Here is a 14541-nt window from a genome sequence, read left to right as displayed (position 1 = left end):
GCCGATTCCAGAGCGTGATCGTTTAGTCGGCGTGGACCGGGGAATTCGACGCGCGACCTGCGCAAACGTTCCTTACCACAAGGGAGTAGCGATGAAGCTGCCGATCCCCCGCGGCCCGCTCAGCGAGCACCTCGTCGACGCGCTCGCCCGCGACCCGCATGACCTGGGCATGCCGCCGGTTCCGGAGACGGTCGCATTCACCGACGAGGACGCCCAGCTGGCCCTGTTCATCGCGTACGAGTTGCACTTCCGCGGTTGGGACGGAGTGGACGAACGCTGGGAGTGGGACCCGTCGCTGCTGCGGCTGCGGGGCGCGCTGGAGGCGCCGTTCGAGCGCGCGCTCCGCGACCTCGCCGGGCCGCTGCCGGAGACGGCGCCGGCCGACGTGGCGCACGCGCTGACCGACGTGGTGAACGCGGATGACGGCCCGTCGCTGGCCAAGCACCTGCAGAAGGGGTCGAGCCCGGCCGAGTTCCGCGAGTTCGTGGCACATCGCGCGGTCTACCACCTGCGCGAGGCCGACCCGCACAGCTTCGCGATCCCGCGGCTGGGCGGCCGGGCCAAGGCCGCGCTGATCGAGATCCAGGCCGACGAGTACGGGCAGGGCCGCGAGGAGCGCATGCACGCCACGCTGTTCGCGAACACGATGACCGCGCTCGGCCTGGACACCACCTACGGCGCGTACGTCGACGCCGTCCCCGCGGTCACACTCGCCACGAACAACACGATGTCGCTGTTCGGCCTGCACCGGCGGTTGCGCGGCGCGGTGGTCGGCCACCTGGCCGCGTTCGAGATGACCTCGTCACTACCCAACCGGCGGTACGGGAACGGACTGCGGCGCCTCGGCTACGGCACGGAGGCCACGTTCTTCTACGACGAGCACGTGGAGGCGGACGCGGTGCACGAGCAGATCGCGGCGACCGACCTGGCCGGCGGCTTCTGCGCGGCCGAGCCGCAGCTGACCGGCGACGTGTTGTTCGGCGCGGCGGCCTGCCTCGCGGTGGACGCGCTCTGGGCCGGCCACCTGCTGGACGCGTGGGCGGAGGGCCGAAGCTCGCTCCGCCCCGGCGTGCTCAGTGCTCCCGGCCTGTTCCTGCCGTGAAGCCGACCACCTTGTGCGTACCGTCGCAGAAGGGTTTGATCGCGGACCGGCCACAGCGGCACAGTGCCACCGTGGTCCGGCCCGCGTCGATCGGCTCCCCATCCGGCGTCCGTAGTTCGAAGTCGCCGCGCACCAGCAGCGGCCCGTCCTCGTAGGGCGTGATCCGCGCCTTGTGATCGTCCATGACCGCCCGGTTTCCCCGGCATGACCGGCGCAAACGTCACACGCGGAGACCCTCGCGAACGAACGCGCCGCTGATCGGCGCACGACTCAGGCCGCCTGGAGGGAGCGCTTGGCCAGGCCGATGCTGTAGCCGTCGATGACCGAGACCGGCGGCGCGGACGGGTCGGTGGCGGCACCCAGCGTGACGAACAGCGGAGTGAAGTGCTCGACCGTGGGATGCGCGTACGGCATACCCGGCGCGCGGTCGCGGAACGCCGCGAGCGTGTCGACGTCGCCGCGGCCGAGCGCCTCGGTGGCCCACGCGTCGAAGTCCGACGACCAGCCCGGCACCGCGTCCGGCCGGCTCCAGTCGACGAACGGCAGGCCGTGCGTCATGTAGCCGGAGCCGATCACCAGCACGCCCGACTCGCGCAGCGTGCGCAGCCGCCGGCCGAGGTCCATCAGCCGGTCCGGATCGTGCGTGGGCATGCTCAGTTGCAGCACCGGGATGTCCGCCTCCGGGTACATGATCTTCAGCGGCACCCAGGCGCCGTGGTCCAGCCCGCGGCCGCGGTGCTCGTGCACCGGCTCGCTGTCCGGCATCAGCCCGGCGATCTCCTGCGCCAGACGGCCGGCGGACGGGGTGTCGTAGCGCATCCGGTAATACATCGGGTGGAAGCCGCCGAAGTCGTAGACCAGCTCGGTGGCCTGCGTGCTGCTCACGCTGAGCGGTGCGGACTCCCAGTGCGCGGAGACGATCACGACGCCCTTCGGCCGGGGCAACGCGCGCGCCCAGTCGTGCAGCTGCGTCATCCACTCGGTCATCTCGAACAGCATCGGCGCGCCGTGGCTGATGTAGAGGCTGGGCAGCGGTCCGTCGGCCTCGGTCCACGACGCGTGCGCGGCGTCGCGGGCGAGCGAGGCGGCGCGGCGCAGGTGCGCGGCGAACGGGTGCCCCGCGGGAATGCGGGCGTCGGCTGCCGCGGTGGTGCTGAGCGGGGTCATGCGAACTCCTTAGTTGTATCTACAACCTGCACGGTAGCCGAGGTGAGGTTGTAGCGTCAACTAAATGATCGGCACTCTCCGAAGTCTCGCCGAAGACTCTTGGGCAATGAGCCGGATCCACCGCCCGCCGGCGGCCCGCACCGCTCAACCCGTGATGTCCGCACATCGGGCGTCAAGGCCGGTGACACGTCGCCGTCGCCCACCGGCCGCACCGAGGACGGTGCCTGGTTCACCGGCCCCGGGCACACCAGCCCGGGGCCGGTTCGCGTCAGGCGGCCAGCAGCGGGATGCGCTCGTGCCAGGCCTCGCGGACGGCGGCGGGCAGGTGCAGGTGCGGCCACATCCGGCCGAGCAGGTCCCTGTTCACCAGGTCGCACAGCTCCCGCGTACCCGCGGCGTGGGTGAGTATGTGCTGGTAGGCGCTTCGCGCCTGGGCCGGGTCGGCCAGGTCGTAGCGGCGGGCGCTGCGGTGGCCCGGCGCCATGTGATGCGGCAGTTCGAGCACGCCGAGCCGCTGTCCGTGCAGGTCGCCGAGGCAGGAGGGAACCGGGGCCGGGCGGCCGGCGCCCCTGCCCCGGCCGTCGCGCGTGACGAGAAGCTGAGTCATGCCCCTCACCGTAGGAGCTTCCGGGTGCGGCGTCCCCGATACCGCTCAGCGCGGCCCGTGGATCTCCCGGTGCAGGCGCTCCATGCGCTCGTCCAGCCGGGCCGCGTCGTGGGCGGCCGCGACCAGCTCCTCGCGCAGCGGCGCCGGGATGTCCGGGTCGTACTTGTAATAGATCTTGTGCTCCAGACTGGCCCAGAAGTCCATCGCGACCGTGCGCAGCTGCACCTCGACCGGGACCGCCACCACCCGGTCGGACAGGAACACCGGAATCTCCACGATCAGGTGCAGGCTGCGGTAGCCGTTCGGCTTGGGCGCGGCGATGTAGTCCTTGGTGAGCAGCAGGTTGATGTCCGGCTGCCGGGTGAGCATGTCCGCGACCGTGTAGACGTCGGAGACGAAGCTGCACACGATCCGGATGCCGGCGATGTCCCGGATGTTCGCGCGGACCTCGTCGACCGTCATCGCGCAGCCGATCCGGGTCGCCTTCGCCGTGATGCTGGCCGGCGTCTTCAGGCGCGGGCTGACGTGCTCGATCGGGTTGCCCCGGCCCTTGTGCGCCAGTTCCTCCGCGAGGATCTTCACCTTCGTCTCGACCTCGGCCAGCCCGAACTTGTAGTGCAGCATGAACTGCGAGAAGTCGTCGGCCAGATCCCGCAGCTTCTCGACCGTGGGCGTCACACCCGACGCCGGCACCAGCTCGTTGCTCGCCCGGGACTTCCTGCGCTGAGGCATTCTTCCTAACCCTCCGTCACCTGCGCCATGAGGGTACGTCCCCGCCTCGACCCGTGGGTGAGGCGGAGACGTAGACGTGACGCGTGGCGAAGTTCGGTGCACCGCAACCCCGGCGCCGACCGGCACGGTACGGTCCGGCGTCCACCAGCGCGGCAGCCGCACGTTCAGCCGCGTCGCGATGATCATGCCGACCGTCCGTCACAGAGTCCGCTGCGACCCTCTGCACACTTCGTAGTGCTTCCTAGGAGGCTAGCTCAAATCCTTGGGCTAGCTGCGGACTGCCACGCGTCGGCCAGGGCGCGTCTGGTGGATCTCGTCGAGCCGAGGCGAGTGCCCGAGCCCCGCCACCGGCAGCGGAAACATCAACGTGATCGCCGTTACAGTTGGCCCGGAGCGGAAGATCCTCGACCGGCGGGTGCTTGTCGAGGTCGTGGCTCAGACTCATACCGTGACCCCACCCGCAGACGGACTCTCGCCCGGAGAGCGCCTTCCGCTAGGTCGTCGCTTCCGCATCGTTCTCGTACTCGGCTTCCTCACCGCGCTCGGGCCACTCACGATCGACATGTACCTACCGGCACTGCCGGCGATCACCACCGACCTGCACACCAACGCCGCCGCCATCCAGCTCACCCTGACCGGCACACTCCTCGGCCTGGCCCTCGGCCAGCTCCTGATCGGGCCGCTCTCCGACGCGGTCGGACGACGCCGGCCGCTGCTCGCCGGCATCACGGTCCACGTCCTCGCCTCGGCCCTGTGCGTCATCGCCCCGAACCTGGCCACGCTCGGCACGCTCCGCGTACTCCAGGGTTTGGGTGCCGCGGCAGCAGCCGTCGTCGCGATGGCCATCGTGCGTGACCTGTTCGACGGGCTGGCCGCGGCCCGCCTCTTCTCCCGTCTCATGCTCGTCGTCGGAGTGGCACCGATTCTCGCCCCCACCGTCGGTGGCCTCGTCCTCAACTGGACCTCATGGCGCGGCGTGTTCGTCGCACTCACCGCGATCGGCGTCGCGATGACCGCGGCGGCAGCGCTGACGCTCCCCGAAACCCTGCAGACTCACCGGCGCCGCAACGGCGGCGTTCTCGGCACGGTGCGCGACTACGGCAGGCTTTTCACCGATCGGGTGTACGTCGGTCTGATCCTCGTGACCGGGCTCGCGATGGCGGCACTGTTCGCCTACGTCAGCGGATCGTCCTACGTCCTGCAAGACGGGTACGGCATGAACGAACAGCAGTTCGCGCTGATCTTCGCCGGCGGCGCGGTCGGCCTGATCGGCGCCACCCAGTTCAACGTGCGACTACTGCACCGCTGGACACCCCAGCAGATCATGACCACCTCCCTGCTGGCCGGGCTCATCTTCGGTCTCGCCCTCCTGGTCCTGGCCGCCACCCGCACCGGCGGCCTGGCCGGCATCCTCGTCCCGCTGTGGCTCGTACTCACCACCGTCGGCCTCGCCCTGCCCAACGCCACCGCCCTGGCCCTCTCCCGCCACGGCGAGGCAGCCGGCACCGCTGCCGCGCTCCTGGGCGCGGTCCAGTTCGGCGTGGGAGCCCTGGCCGCGCCCCTGGTCGGAATACTCGGCGTCACCGCCACCGCCATGGCCATCGTTGTCTTCGGCGGCATGCTCGCCGCCACCGCGGTCTGCTTCCTGGTCGTTCAGCCGCACCGCCTCCCGGTCGAGCAGATGAAGCCCACCGCCGCCTTCGTTCACTAATCAGACCTGGGCAGAACTGTGGCACGGCAGCTGATCGACTTCGGTCGGCTACCGTGCCACACCTCATGGGCCGCCGAGGCGGGGACGGGTCGTTGTGGTCTGATCCGTGCTGCCGGGCCCTCGGTGTGCGGCTACGAGAACGGCTTGGTCACGCGGTCGCCGGAAGCCTGAGTAGCTCCGCGGAGCTATCTCGTATCCCTCGCCGTGGTGACGCCGGTGGCGCCATGTAGTTCATAGGTTCCGGTCATGAAAGCAGTAACCGGGATGTTTGGGCTCCTCTCCGCGGCACTGCTCGTGGTGCTGGGTGTCGCCGCTCCCGCGTTCGCCGACGGAGCGATGTCCGGAGCCGACGTGACGGTGGCGCAGAGCTTGGGCGACCGGGAGCTCACCGTGACGCTGCGACGAGTGACGAGCGTGCCCGGCCCGCTGCACGTCGATGTGATCACTCATGCGGGCTCGGCCGCCGGAGAACTGCGGCTGGAGGCAGCATCGGTCACCGGGCGCGGCGGCGCCGGGGCTTCGCTGACCTTGCCGGCCACGCCGGGCCCGGTGTCGGCCACCCTGCACGTGGACAGCCCGGGGCCGTGGGAACTGATGCTCAGCGACGGGGTGCAGGTGGCCCGCATCCCGTTCGTGGTGCACGCCGTCGCCATGAGCCCGGTGGAGCGGACCGTCTACGGCGGTTTCATCGCGGCCGGCGTCTTCTTGGCGGTGGCGCTGATTGTGGCGCTGGCCGCCCGCCACATCTGGTGGGCGGTCATACCGGGCGGTGCCGCGGTCGGGGGCGTCGCGGTCGCAGTCGTGGCCGCACTGCTCTCCGCCGCACTGCCTTCCCCTCCGACGGCGGGGGACGATCTGGACCCGACCGTCGCCAACGCCACCGATCCGTACGCACAGCTGCCACGCATGCCGGTTTTCTCGCGACCACCACTGATGTTGACGTTGCGGCAACAGACGGTGGCGGTGGGCGTACCGGTGATGATGGATCTTGATCTGTCGGACGCGGCGACCGGGCTGCCGGCCGACGACTTGGTGGTGCACGACAGTGCGCTCATGCACCTGATGATCGTGTCGCCCTCGGGGCGCCTGGAGCATGCGCACCCGATCCGGACGGGTCCGGGCCGTTTCCAGCTGATCGTCACGCCGGACAGCCCGGGAAGGTACGCGGTGACCGCCGAACTGGCCCGCCGCGGTGGCGGGGTGCAGATGCTCCGCGCGCTCACCGGTTTCACCGCGACAGGTTCCGGCGGCAGTAGTCTCCCGTCCCTGCCGCTACGGGGAGGCGGCACGGTCGACGGCGTCGACGTACAGCTGGCGATGGCTGATCCGGTCGCGGGCAGCCCCGTGACGCTGCGCGCCCGGATCGGTGCCGAGGCGGACCTGCAGCCCTGGCTGGGCATGCTCGGACACCTCATCGTGGTCGGCCCGCTGGGTGAGGACGGTGCGCCCGGCGCTCCGGTGTGGATGCACTCGCACGCCATGGACGACGGCAGCGTGATGGCGCCCATGGAGGGCATGGACGGCATGGACGGCATGGACGGCACGACTGGCATGGGGATGGTCCCTATGGCGGGCGCGCTCGGCCGCACGTTGCCGGACGAGACGGTCGCCGCGTACGGGCCCGGCATCGGTTTCACCCTCACCTTTCCCGTGCCCGGCCGGTACCGGATGTGGCTGCAGGCCGAGAAGAACTACCGCATCATCACCGTGCCACTCACCGCCGACGTCAAGCCCGCGGCGGGCGATCCCACCCCGCGCCCCGCTGCCGAGCGGACTGCCCAGGTAACGCCGGACTCGGCGAGGGTCGGCATGCGGGACCTGACCGTGAACGTCACGAACCGCGACGGCACAGCCGATTCGTCTTCCTTCCTCCAGGTCCAGGCGGTGCTGCCCACGATGGGCTACGCCAGCCCGATGCTCACCGGCGTACCACAGGGCCCCGGCCGCTTCCTGCTGCGCGGAGCGCCGCTGATGGCGGCGGGCGGCTGGCAGCTCCGGATCAGCTCGCCCGGGGCCGAACCGTTGACCGTTCCGATCACCGTCACCGAATGAAGGGAACCACCATGCCCCGTCCATCCGCCGGAGCTCTCGGCGCGTCAGGCGTGCTCCTGGGCACGATGACGTCGCTGTTCGGCATCACCTGGGACGTGCAGTGGCACGACGACGTCGGTCCCGACACGTTCTTCACCCTGTCGCACCTGATGCTCTACTCAGGCAGCGCCATCGCCGGTGTGGTCGCGCTGACGATGGTGCTGCGCGCCACCGTCGCCCAGCGCGCCGGTCGCCCCGTCGATCCCAAGGAGGGCGGCCGGACCGTCCGGGTGCTCGCCTTCGACGCGCCGGTGGGGTACCTCGTCGTCGGCACGGGAGCCGCGATGTTCCTGCTCTACGGGACCATGGACCTGTGGTGGCACGGCGTGTACGGCTTCGACGCCATCTTGGGTTCCCCGCCGCACATGGCGCTGTTCAGCTCGATCACCACCACCATGGTGGGTTCGATCATCGTCTTCGGCTACGCCCACGCCGAGCGCTGGGGCCGGATCGGGCTCGCCCTTTCGCTGCCGAGTCTGATGACCTTCAGCCCGCTGATGTTCGAGGCATTCGAGGACGCACCGCTGCCCTTCAAGGGCAACATCATCATGAACGCCGCGGTCTGCGCCCTCTGCCTGGTGCTCGCAGTGGGCATCGTCGGCCGACCCGTATTCGCCGTGGTGGTCGCGGGCGCGCTCGCCGCCGTGCACGTCGTGCTCTGGTTCTGGGCGCCCTGGGCCGCGCACGCCTATGCCGAGCTGAGCGGCTTGCCGGTGCGCGACGGCGTGGGGAGCGAGCCGCCGTCCCTACCGGCCAGAATCCCGATGCTCCTGCTGATCGTCGCACTGCTGGTCGCGGGTGTGCTGTCCCGGGTGCGGCGCTGGGCCCCGCCGATCGCCGGGGCTGCCACCGGCGTCGTCACGGCCGTCATGTTGGACCTGCAGGCTCCCCTGATCAATGACGGGCCGATGGTCCCACCAGGCATCCTGATCGGCGACGGTCTCACCGGGCTGCTCCTCGGCGCAGCGGCCGGGTATGTAGCCTGGCGATTCGCCGCAATGGTGCGCGGCGAACGCCGCGAACCGAATCCCATCGGCCGCACCGCCGTCGGCCCCACTGTGCTGGGAGGGACGGCGTGATGCCGATCCGCCGGAAGATCGCCGCCGCCGTAGCCGCCGGTGCGCTGGTGCTGCTGCCCGCGGCTCCCGCGCTGGCGTACGAACCGGTGAACGTCGTGCACACCGAACACGTGCAGGCAGGCCCGTACGAGGTGACCGTCGGGTTCTCGGAATGGCCGCTGCGCGCGATGCAGTCGATGGACGTCTCCTTCATCCCGGACGGTGGCATCGGCGGGAAATCGGGCACGCTCCACGTGACCGGCCCCACCCGTCTTCACCCCAATCTCGCCAACAGCACCCTGGCCCGGCACCCGCGCAAGCTCGACGTGTGGGGCCTCGACGTGATTGCCCTGGACCGACAGGGCGAGTACACCTTCGAATTCCGGATCGACGGCCCGCAAGGCCTGGGTGAGGGCCAGACCCGGCCTGTCGAGGTTCTGTCGCAACCAGGACCGCCGCTGGCGCTGAGCTGGGCGGTCTGCGCGATTCCGCTCGTGGGACTGCTGGCGTTCCTGGTCATCGCCTGGCGCAGGCACAGCGTCGGCCGGACACCGCTGCACCCGCCCGTCTGACCTCTGCCCGCTCTCGCCGGCAGGCTCTGAGCGTGAAGCAACCCCTTCGACAATGTTCCGTGACAACGCGAGGTGGCTCCCATGCCAAGACCACGAAGACTGATCCAGATCGCCACCGCGGTAACGATGGCCGCCGCCTGCCTGGCCGCACCGCGAGCCATCGACGCACTGGCCGACGCTACGCCGACCGACACGATCGCCTGGGACACCGCCGGCCGGCAGTTCGTCACGACCGGCGCCTACGCCCGAGTCAAGCGGATCGACAGCGGCGATCTGCTGATGGCCTACAGCAGCGGGCCGGCTGTCCAACTCCGGCGCAGCCAGGACAACGGGGCTACCTGGAGTGGCGCCACAGTCGTCGCCCAGCGGAGTGGCTACAACTACACCAACGCCGAGCTGACGCAGCTGGCCAACGGGTGGCTGCTCTACCTCTGGAACGGCCGGCCGGTCTCCGACGGCGGCACCGAGCGCTACGTCATCATGTCGAAACTCAGCCGGGACGGTGGTGCGACCTGGTCGGATGAGCGCACGGCGTACACCGGGGACAACGTTTTCGGCAACGGAGTCTGGGAACCAGTCGCCATGCAACTGCCTACCGGCGAGATCCAGCTGTTCTTCGCCGACGAGAGCCCGTACAGGTCTTCCACGGAGCAACAGATCACGCTCATTCGCTCCTTCGACAACGGCTTGAGCTGGGTCAGTCCGAGTGCCGTCTCGTTCCGGGCGGGCCACCGCGACGGCATGCCGGTACCGGTAAAGCTCGCGAACGACGCCGGCCTGGCCTTCGCGATCGAGGACAACGGGCTCAACGGCGAATTCAAGCCGTCGATCGTCTGGTCCTCCACGACCGGCAACTGGGACCGGGGGACCGCGGGTGACCGCTGGTCCGCCCTCCGCCCCGACCAGCAGCTCCCCTCCACGGTCTATGCCGGGGCGCCGTACCTGGTGCAGATGCCGACCGGCGAGACGGTGCTGTCCGTTCAGTCCACCGAGGGCCGAGCGCAGAACGACCTCAAGGTCGCCAACATGCAGGTCTATGTAGGCGACGGCGACGCGCGGAACTTCGCCAACCGATCCACGCCGTTCCCGGACCTACCGGCCGGTGCCAGCGCGCTGTGGAATTCGCTGTCCGTGCTGGACGCGGACAACGTGCTCGCGGTCAGCTCGGTCACCGGCCTCGGCCGCGACGGGATCTGGATCGTGCGCGGCCGTATCGTCCGGGGCGGACAGGCGGCAGCGGACATGATCGTGGGTGCGGGGTCGAACCGTTGTATCGACGTCGCGGGCGGCGCCTCGGCAGACGGCACCAGGGTCCAGTTGTACGACTGCCATGGCGGCCCTGAGGTGCGCTGGACGTGGCAGGGCGCGAGTCTCGTCAACGCCAAGACCGGCAAATGCCTGGACGTGTCCGGTGCCGGCACGGCAGCAGGCACGGCGGTGCAGCTGTGGACGTGCAACGGCGGCGGCGCTCAGCAGTGGCAGTTCGTCGACGGCAACCTCCGCAACCCCGACGCGGGCAGGTGCCTGGACGCCGACGGCTGGGGCACGGCGAACGGCACCCGCCTCATCCTCTGGGACTGCGGGACAGGCCAGTCCAACCAGACCTGGCGATACCAGCGATGACCTGGCGATCCTGACGACCCGCGTACGGCCGAGCTGGCCGGCGGGCTGTCGATGCTTCAGCGAGCACTTCCGGCGCTGGTGGCCGCGCAGGCAGGCGGCGAAACACTGAGCATTCCGGGAACCGCAGCGCCTGTTCCGGCGACCACCAAGCTGCGGCGTTGTGCGCCGGAGGGCGTGGCGCACAACGCGCACATGATGACCTGCGGCCACATTCCCACCGGCCCCGGCCCCGGCCCCGGCGCCAGGAGAACTGGTGTCGCCTCTCGACGTCTGGAGTTCCGCATGCAACGCCGATCCATTCTCAACGCCACCGTTGCCGCCGGTGCAGCAGTGCTCGCCTCGACGACTGCGGCCGCCCCGGCAGCCGCAGCCGCAGCCGGAAGGTGGTCACCGAAGCGGCCGCTGCGAGTGCAGATGGTGCTCTTCGACGGGGTTGCCGAGCAGGACTTCATCGGACCCAACGAAGCCTTCACGATCGCCGGTTTCGCCAGCTCTGGAGCCGTGGCGGTCAGCTATGTGAGCGTGACCGGGCCGCGGACGATCAGGGCGGTCGGCGGCACCAAGATCGTGGTGGAGAACGGGTGGTCGCCGCGGGACGCCGACCTGCTGCTGGTGCCGGGTGGCGGGCCGACCGGACCGGAGGAGCCCGGGGTGGCGTACGAAATCGCAAAGGGTCATCTGCCGCGTAGCATCGCGGCAGCTGCCCGCGATCGGCTCGTGATCAGCTCGGTCTGCAACGGAGCGCTGATCCTGGCGGCTGCCGGTCTCACCCGGGGCCGTCCTTGCAACACCCATCAAACGGCACGGGCCCAGCTCGCCCAGTCCGGCGCCGTGCTGAAGGACGCCCGGGTCGTCGACGACGGTGACCTGATCACCTGCGCCGGCGCCACTTCCGGCATCGACCTGGCGCTGCACGTGCTCGACCGTGAGTTCGGCCCGGACTTCGCCGTGATGATCGCCGGAGTCCTCGAGTTCGAGGCCCGCGGCACCGTGTGGACGGCCCGTGGCCGATAGGCCCCACAGCGTCGCGGGCCTGGCACGGGACGGCGCGGTCGGGTTCGACCGCGCCGTCCCGTGCCAGGTCTTCGGCGGCACCCGGCTGCTCGACGGACACCGCGCCACCACTCACTGGTGGCTTGCTGACTCCGAGCCGGGCCTGCGGTGGAAGCTCGAATATCCAAGTGCCCGCCGAGCCCGCCGGTGAGTGGGAGCGGCCGGCCTGGTGGTCCGAGCTGTTGGGTTCCGGCGGTACTGCGGGTGGCAGGCGGTACGGCGTTGGTGGTGACAATCAGGCCGAACGTGTCCGGCGGGACGGGTACAGGCCGAGAAGAGCTGGTCAGCGGGCGTAGGTGACGGGCAGGTTCTGAAGGCCGTGGATCAGCAGGCTCGGACGCCAGCGGGGCGCGGGGGCTCCGGGGTCGGGGGTCAGGACGCTGAAGCGGTCCAGCAGCTTACGCAGCGCGATCTCGCCCTCCAAACGGGCCGAGGTCAACCTCTTGCTCAGGCGGGGATCGTCCAGCAGCGTCTTCGCCTCGTCGTAGCCGGTGACGAGCCGGCCCTCCTTGCCGTCGGTCATCGTCACCGGCTGGACTGGCCCGTCACGCCCGACTCGACGGTAGGTCGCCCAGATGTCCGAGGTGAAGGTGCTGTCGAGGACAGCCGTTTCGGTGGTCACCATCCTTCCGACGGATGCGGAGTGACGAACGTTCAGTCGCCCGATTCCTTCTTCGAAAGTGTCTGGACCAGCCGGAGCTGGGCCAGCGGCACGTGGTGCTGACCGGCGTGCGACACCCGCGCCGGGCGTTCTCCATCTGCCTGGCCGGCCGCGACGCCGGCGCGCAGCACCGCTCACGCGTCCCGGCGCCGCAGGAACGCCGCGGCGACCACGCCGGCGGCCAGCGTCCAGACCGGCAGCGCGGTGCCGAGCTGCCCGGGATCGCCGGGCAGCCAGGCGCGGAGATCCTCGTGGGCGCGCAGCAGCGGGCCGGCGATGAAGTAGACGCCGAGCAGCAGCAGGACCGCGGGAACGGCCTGGCGTAGGACGATCGTGACGGCGGCGGACAGCAGCGTGGTGAGCGTCAGGTAGCCGATGGTGGCCGCGTCGGTGCCGCAGATCAGGGAGGCGATCGCGGCGATCGGGAGCGTGGCGGCGGCCAGCGTGACGGCCTTCGCGGTGAGCAGGGGCAGGCGGCGGGGCATGGCCAGCAGGGTGGTGCGGAACTGGCCGCCGGCCTCGTGCTCCGCGGAGACGGCGAGCACCCCGAGGACCAGGAAACCCGCCCGCGTGTACGTCAGGGGCAGCGCGCCGGGCTCGCCCGCGGCCCAGCGCAGCAGGGCGGTCGAGGCCAGCGTGAGCAGGGCGGTCAGCCGCAGGGACGGGAGCGTCCAGAGTTTGAGCAGTTCGGCGCGCAGGTAGCTCATGCGTCCCGCCGCTGGAACAGCCAGGCGCCGAGCGCGAGCAGCGCGACCACCCAGGCGGTCATGGTGAGGCCGGCGACGAGCGGGGACATCGCGTAGTCGAAGTTGTCGCCGCGGATGAACATCCGGGCACCGGCGATGTCGGGCAGGTAGTAAGCCAGGTCGGTGACCTTGGTGAGCAGGTAGGAGACGGAGACGAAGAAGCTGTTCACGATCAGCAGCGTCAGCGGCACGATGCCGTTGCGGACGATCAGCGTGATCGCGTAGGAGAAGAGCGCCAGCAGCACCCAGTAGATCAGCACGGTGCCCAGCCGGATCGGGTCGACCGGCGGCATCGCGTCGCCGTGCAGGACGCGGGTCAGCGTGAGCACCGCGGCGGAGACCACGATGGACTGCAGCAGTACCACCGCGATCAGCACGGTCGTCTTCGCGGCCAGCAGCCGCATCCGGTGCGGCATCGCGGTCAGCGTGGCGTGCAGCTGCGTGACGCCGGGCGAGTGCTCGCCGGTCGGCGTGTACTCACTACTGACGATCACGACGCCGAGCACCAGCGGGCCCAGCAGACCGATGCCGAGATCGTTCATGCCCAGGTCGGCGAGGTTCGGGTAGCTGCCGTCCTCGATCGCCCGGCGCGTCGAGGGCGCGTTGATCAGCACGGTGAGCGGCGGCAGCAGCATGCCGAGGATCAGACCGGCCCAGGCGGTCGGGATCCCGAGTAGTTTGCGCAGCTCCGCGATCACCACGAGGCACCGCCGCTCTGCGCGGTCAGGGCGAAGAACGCGTCCTCGAGGGTACGGTGATCGCCCGTCACCTCGGCCACCGAGCCGGACACCACGATCCTGCCCTTGTCGATCACCACCACGTCGTCCGCGGTCTCGGCCAGCTCGCCCATCAGGTGGCTGGAGAGCAGGACCGTGTGCCCCTGTGCCGCACGCTCCCGCAGGAAGGTCCGCATCCACCGGATGCCGGACGGATCCAGGCCGTTGACCGGCTCGTCCAGGATCAGCACCTCCGGGTCGCCGAGCAGCGCGGTGGCGAGCCCGAGCCGGCGGCTCATGCCGAGCGAGAAGCGTCCCGCGCGCTTGCCGGCGTCGCCGGTCAGGCCGACCACCTCGAGGACCTCGTCGGCCCGGGAGCCGGGCAGCCCGTTCGACGCGGCGACCCAGCGCAGGTGGGCGCGGGCGGTGCGGGCCCGGTGCGCGCCGGAGCCGTCCAGCAGCGCGCCGACCCGGGTGAGCGGGCGGGACAGCTCGCGGTAGCGGTGACCGCAGACGAGCGCGGTGCCGCCGTCGGCGCGGTCGAGGCCGAGCAGGACGCGCAGCGTCGAGGTCTTGCCGGCGCCGTTCGGGCCGAGGAAGCCGGTGACCCGGCCGGGCCGGGCCTCGAAGCTCACGTCGTACAGAATGCGGGTCCTGCCCTTGGTCTTGCTGACCCGATCGATGGTGATCATGCCGTTCAGT

General features: G+C 70.3%; 15 protein-coding genes. 7 read left to right on the top strand and 8 right to left on the bottom strand.

The window, feature by feature from the left end; translation table 11 throughout:
• Window positions 1-91: 91 nt before the first annotated feature.
• Entirely contained in the window at window positions 92-1102 is a 1011-nt protein-coding gene (locus J2S43_RS12485; RefSeq protein ID WP_306829104.1) for an iron-containing redox enzyme family protein, read from the top strand.
• On the opposite strand, the gene J2S43_RS12480 is transcribed toward J2S43_RS12485, so the two are convergent.
• From J2S43_RS12480 to J2S43_RS12465, 4 genes are all read right to left on the bottom strand, one after another.
• Window positions 1074-1286, bottom strand: a complete 213-nt coding sequence (locus J2S43_RS12480; RefSeq protein ID WP_306829103.1) for a CDGSH iron-sulfur domain-containing protein — start codon at window positions 1284-1286, stop codon at window positions 1074-1076. The genes J2S43_RS12485 and J2S43_RS12480 overlap by 29 nt on opposite strands.
• An 86-nt stretch (window positions 1287-1372) precedes the next feature.
• Window positions 1373-2269: a dioxygenase family protein gene (locus tag J2S43_RS12475; RefSeq protein ID WP_306829102.1), complete on the bottom strand. Its 897-nt coding sequence runs from the start codon at window positions 2267-2269 to the stop codon at window positions 1373-1375.
• A 268-nt stretch (window positions 2270-2537) separates the two neighbouring features.
• The gene (locus J2S43_RS12470) at window positions 2538-2876 is read right to left on the bottom strand and encodes a hypothetical protein (RefSeq protein ID WP_306829101.1); all 339 of its coding nucleotides are present in this window, start codon (window positions 2874-2876) and stop codon (window positions 2538-2540) included.
• A gap of 45 nt (window positions 2877-2921) precedes the next feature.
• Window positions 2922-3608 (bottom strand): GTP pyrophosphokinase, encoded by a 687-nt coding sequence (locus J2S43_RS12465; protein ID WP_306829100.1) that lies wholly within the window; start codon window positions 3606-3608, stop codon window positions 2922-2924.
• A 448-nt stretch (window positions 3609-4056) separates the two neighbouring features.
• On the opposite strand from J2S43_RS12465, the gene J2S43_RS12460 reads away from it, so the two are divergent.
• The 6 genes from J2S43_RS12460 (at window position 4057) to J2S43_RS12435 (ending at window position 11677) form a co-directional block, all read left to right on the top strand.
• Window positions 4057-5319, top strand: coding sequence for a multidrug effflux MFS transporter (locus tag J2S43_RS12460; protein ID WP_370881617.1), 1263 nt, complete (start codon window positions 4057-4059; stop codon window positions 5317-5319).
• 414 nt (window positions 5320-5733) lie between these two features.
• Window positions 5734-7371 carry a DUF8832 domain-containing protein gene (locus tag J2S43_RS12455; protein ID WP_306829098.1) on the top strand — a complete coding sequence of 546 codons (1638 nt, stop codon included), beginning with the start codon at window positions 5734-5736 and terminating at the stop codon, window positions 7369-7371.
• A gap of 65 nt (window positions 7372-7436) precedes the next feature.
• Entirely contained in the window at window positions 7437-8489 is a 1053-nt protein-coding gene (locus tag J2S43_RS12450; protein WP_306829097.1) for a hypothetical protein, read from the top strand.
• Complete coding sequence (locus J2S43_RS12445; protein ID WP_306829096.1) at window positions 8486-9040, top strand: hypothetical protein; 555 nt, start codon at window positions 8486-8488, stop codon at window positions 9038-9040. The genes J2S43_RS12450 and J2S43_RS12445 overlap by 4 nt, the downstream gene beginning before the upstream one ends.
• A gap of 81 nt (window positions 9041-9121) precedes the next feature.
• Window positions 9122-10663, top strand: coding sequence for an RICIN domain-containing protein (locus tag J2S43_RS12440; RefSeq protein WP_306829095.1), 1542 nt, complete (start codon window positions 9122-9124; stop codon window positions 10661-10663).
• Window positions 10664-10714: 51 nt separating this feature from the next.
• Complete coding sequence (locus J2S43_RS12435) at window positions 10715-11677, top strand: DJ-1/PfpI family protein (protein WP_306829094.1); 963 nt, start codon at window positions 10715-10717, stop codon at window positions 11675-11677.
• A 322-nt stretch (window positions 11678-11999) separates the two neighbouring features.
• Here the strand turns inward: J2S43_RS12435 and J2S43_RS12430 are convergent, their stop codons facing one another.
• The 4 genes from J2S43_RS12430 to J2S43_RS12415 form a co-directional block, all read right to left on the bottom strand.
• The gene (locus J2S43_RS12430; protein WP_306829093.1) at window positions 12000-12341 is read right to left on the bottom strand and encodes a hypothetical protein; all 342 of its coding nucleotides are present in this window, start codon (window positions 12339-12341) and stop codon (window positions 12000-12002) included.
• A gap of 170 nt (window positions 12342-12511) precedes the next feature.
• A complete protein-coding gene (locus tag J2S43_RS12425; protein WP_306829091.1) occupies window positions 12512-13084 on the bottom strand; it encodes a hypothetical protein in 573 nt (190 codons plus the stop codon).
• On the bottom strand, window positions 13081-13824 hold the full coding sequence (locus J2S43_RS12420; RefSeq protein WP_306829090.1) for an ABC-2 family transporter permease: 744 nt from the start codon (window positions 13822-13824) through the stop codon (window positions 13081-13083). The genes J2S43_RS12425 and J2S43_RS12420 overlap by 4 nt, the downstream gene beginning before the upstream one ends.
• Window positions 13818-14531: an ABC transporter ATP-binding protein gene (locus J2S43_RS12415; protein WP_306829089.1), complete on the bottom strand. Its 714-nt coding sequence runs from the start codon at window positions 14529-14531 to the stop codon at window positions 13818-13820. Before J2S43_RS12415 ends, J2S43_RS12420 begins: the two co-directional genes overlap by 7 nt.
• Between the last annotated feature and the right edge of the window lie 10 nt (window positions 14532-14541).

The organism is Catenuloplanes nepalensis, from assembly GCF_030811575.1.
Taxonomy (GTDB): Bacteria; Actinomycetota; Actinomycetes; order Mycobacteriales; family Micromonosporaceae; genus Catenuloplanes; species Catenuloplanes nepalensis.
This window is presented reverse-complemented; position numbering and strand designations above follow the sequence as displayed.

What these genes read in the sequence shown, in the direction of transcription:
- J2S43_RS12485 (WP_306829104.1), top strand. Translation starts at nt 92, where the DNA reads ATGAAGCTGCCGATCCCCCGCGGCCCGCTCAGCGAGCACCTCGTCGAC.
- J2S43_RS12480 (WP_306829103.1), bottom strand. Translation starts at nt 1,286, where the DNA reads ATGGACGATCACAAGGCGCGGATCACGCCCTACGAGGACGGGCCGCTG.
- J2S43_RS12475 (WP_306829102.1), bottom strand. Translation starts at nt 2,269, where the DNA reads ATGACCCCGCTCAGCACCACCGCGGCAGCCGACGCCCGCATTCCCGCG.
- J2S43_RS12470 (WP_306829101.1), bottom strand. Translation starts at nt 2,876, where the DNA reads ATGACTCAGCTTCTCGTCACGCGCGACGGCCGGGGCAGGGGCGCCGGC.
- J2S43_RS12465 (WP_306829100.1), bottom strand. Translation starts at nt 3,608, where the DNA reads ATGCCTCAGCGCAGGAAGTCCCGGGCGAGCAACGAGCTGGTGCCGGCG.
- J2S43_RS12450 (WP_306829097.1), top strand. Translation starts at nt 7,437, where the DNA reads ATGACGTCGCTGTTCGGCATCACCTGGGACGTGCAGTGGCACGACGAC.
- J2S43_RS12440 (WP_306829095.1), top strand. Translation starts at nt 9,122, where the DNA reads ATGCCAAGACCACGAAGACTGATCCAGATCGCCACCGCGGTAACGATG.
- J2S43_RS12435 (WP_306829094.1), top strand. Translation starts at nt 10,715, where the DNA reads ATGCTTCAGCGAGCACTTCCGGCGCTGGTGGCCGCGCAGGCAGGCGGC.
- J2S43_RS12430 (WP_306829093.1), bottom strand. Translation starts at nt 12,341, where the DNA reads ATGGTGACCACCGAAACGGCTGTCCTCGACAGCACCTTCACCTCGGAC.
- J2S43_RS12425 (WP_306829091.1), bottom strand. Translation starts at nt 13,084, where the DNA reads ATGAGCTACCTGCGCGCCGAACTGCTCAAACTCTGGACGCTCCCGTCC.
- J2S43_RS12415 (WP_306829089.1), bottom strand. Translation starts at nt 14,531, where the DNA reads ATGATCACCATCGATCGGGTCAGCAAGACCAAGGGCAGGACCCGCATT.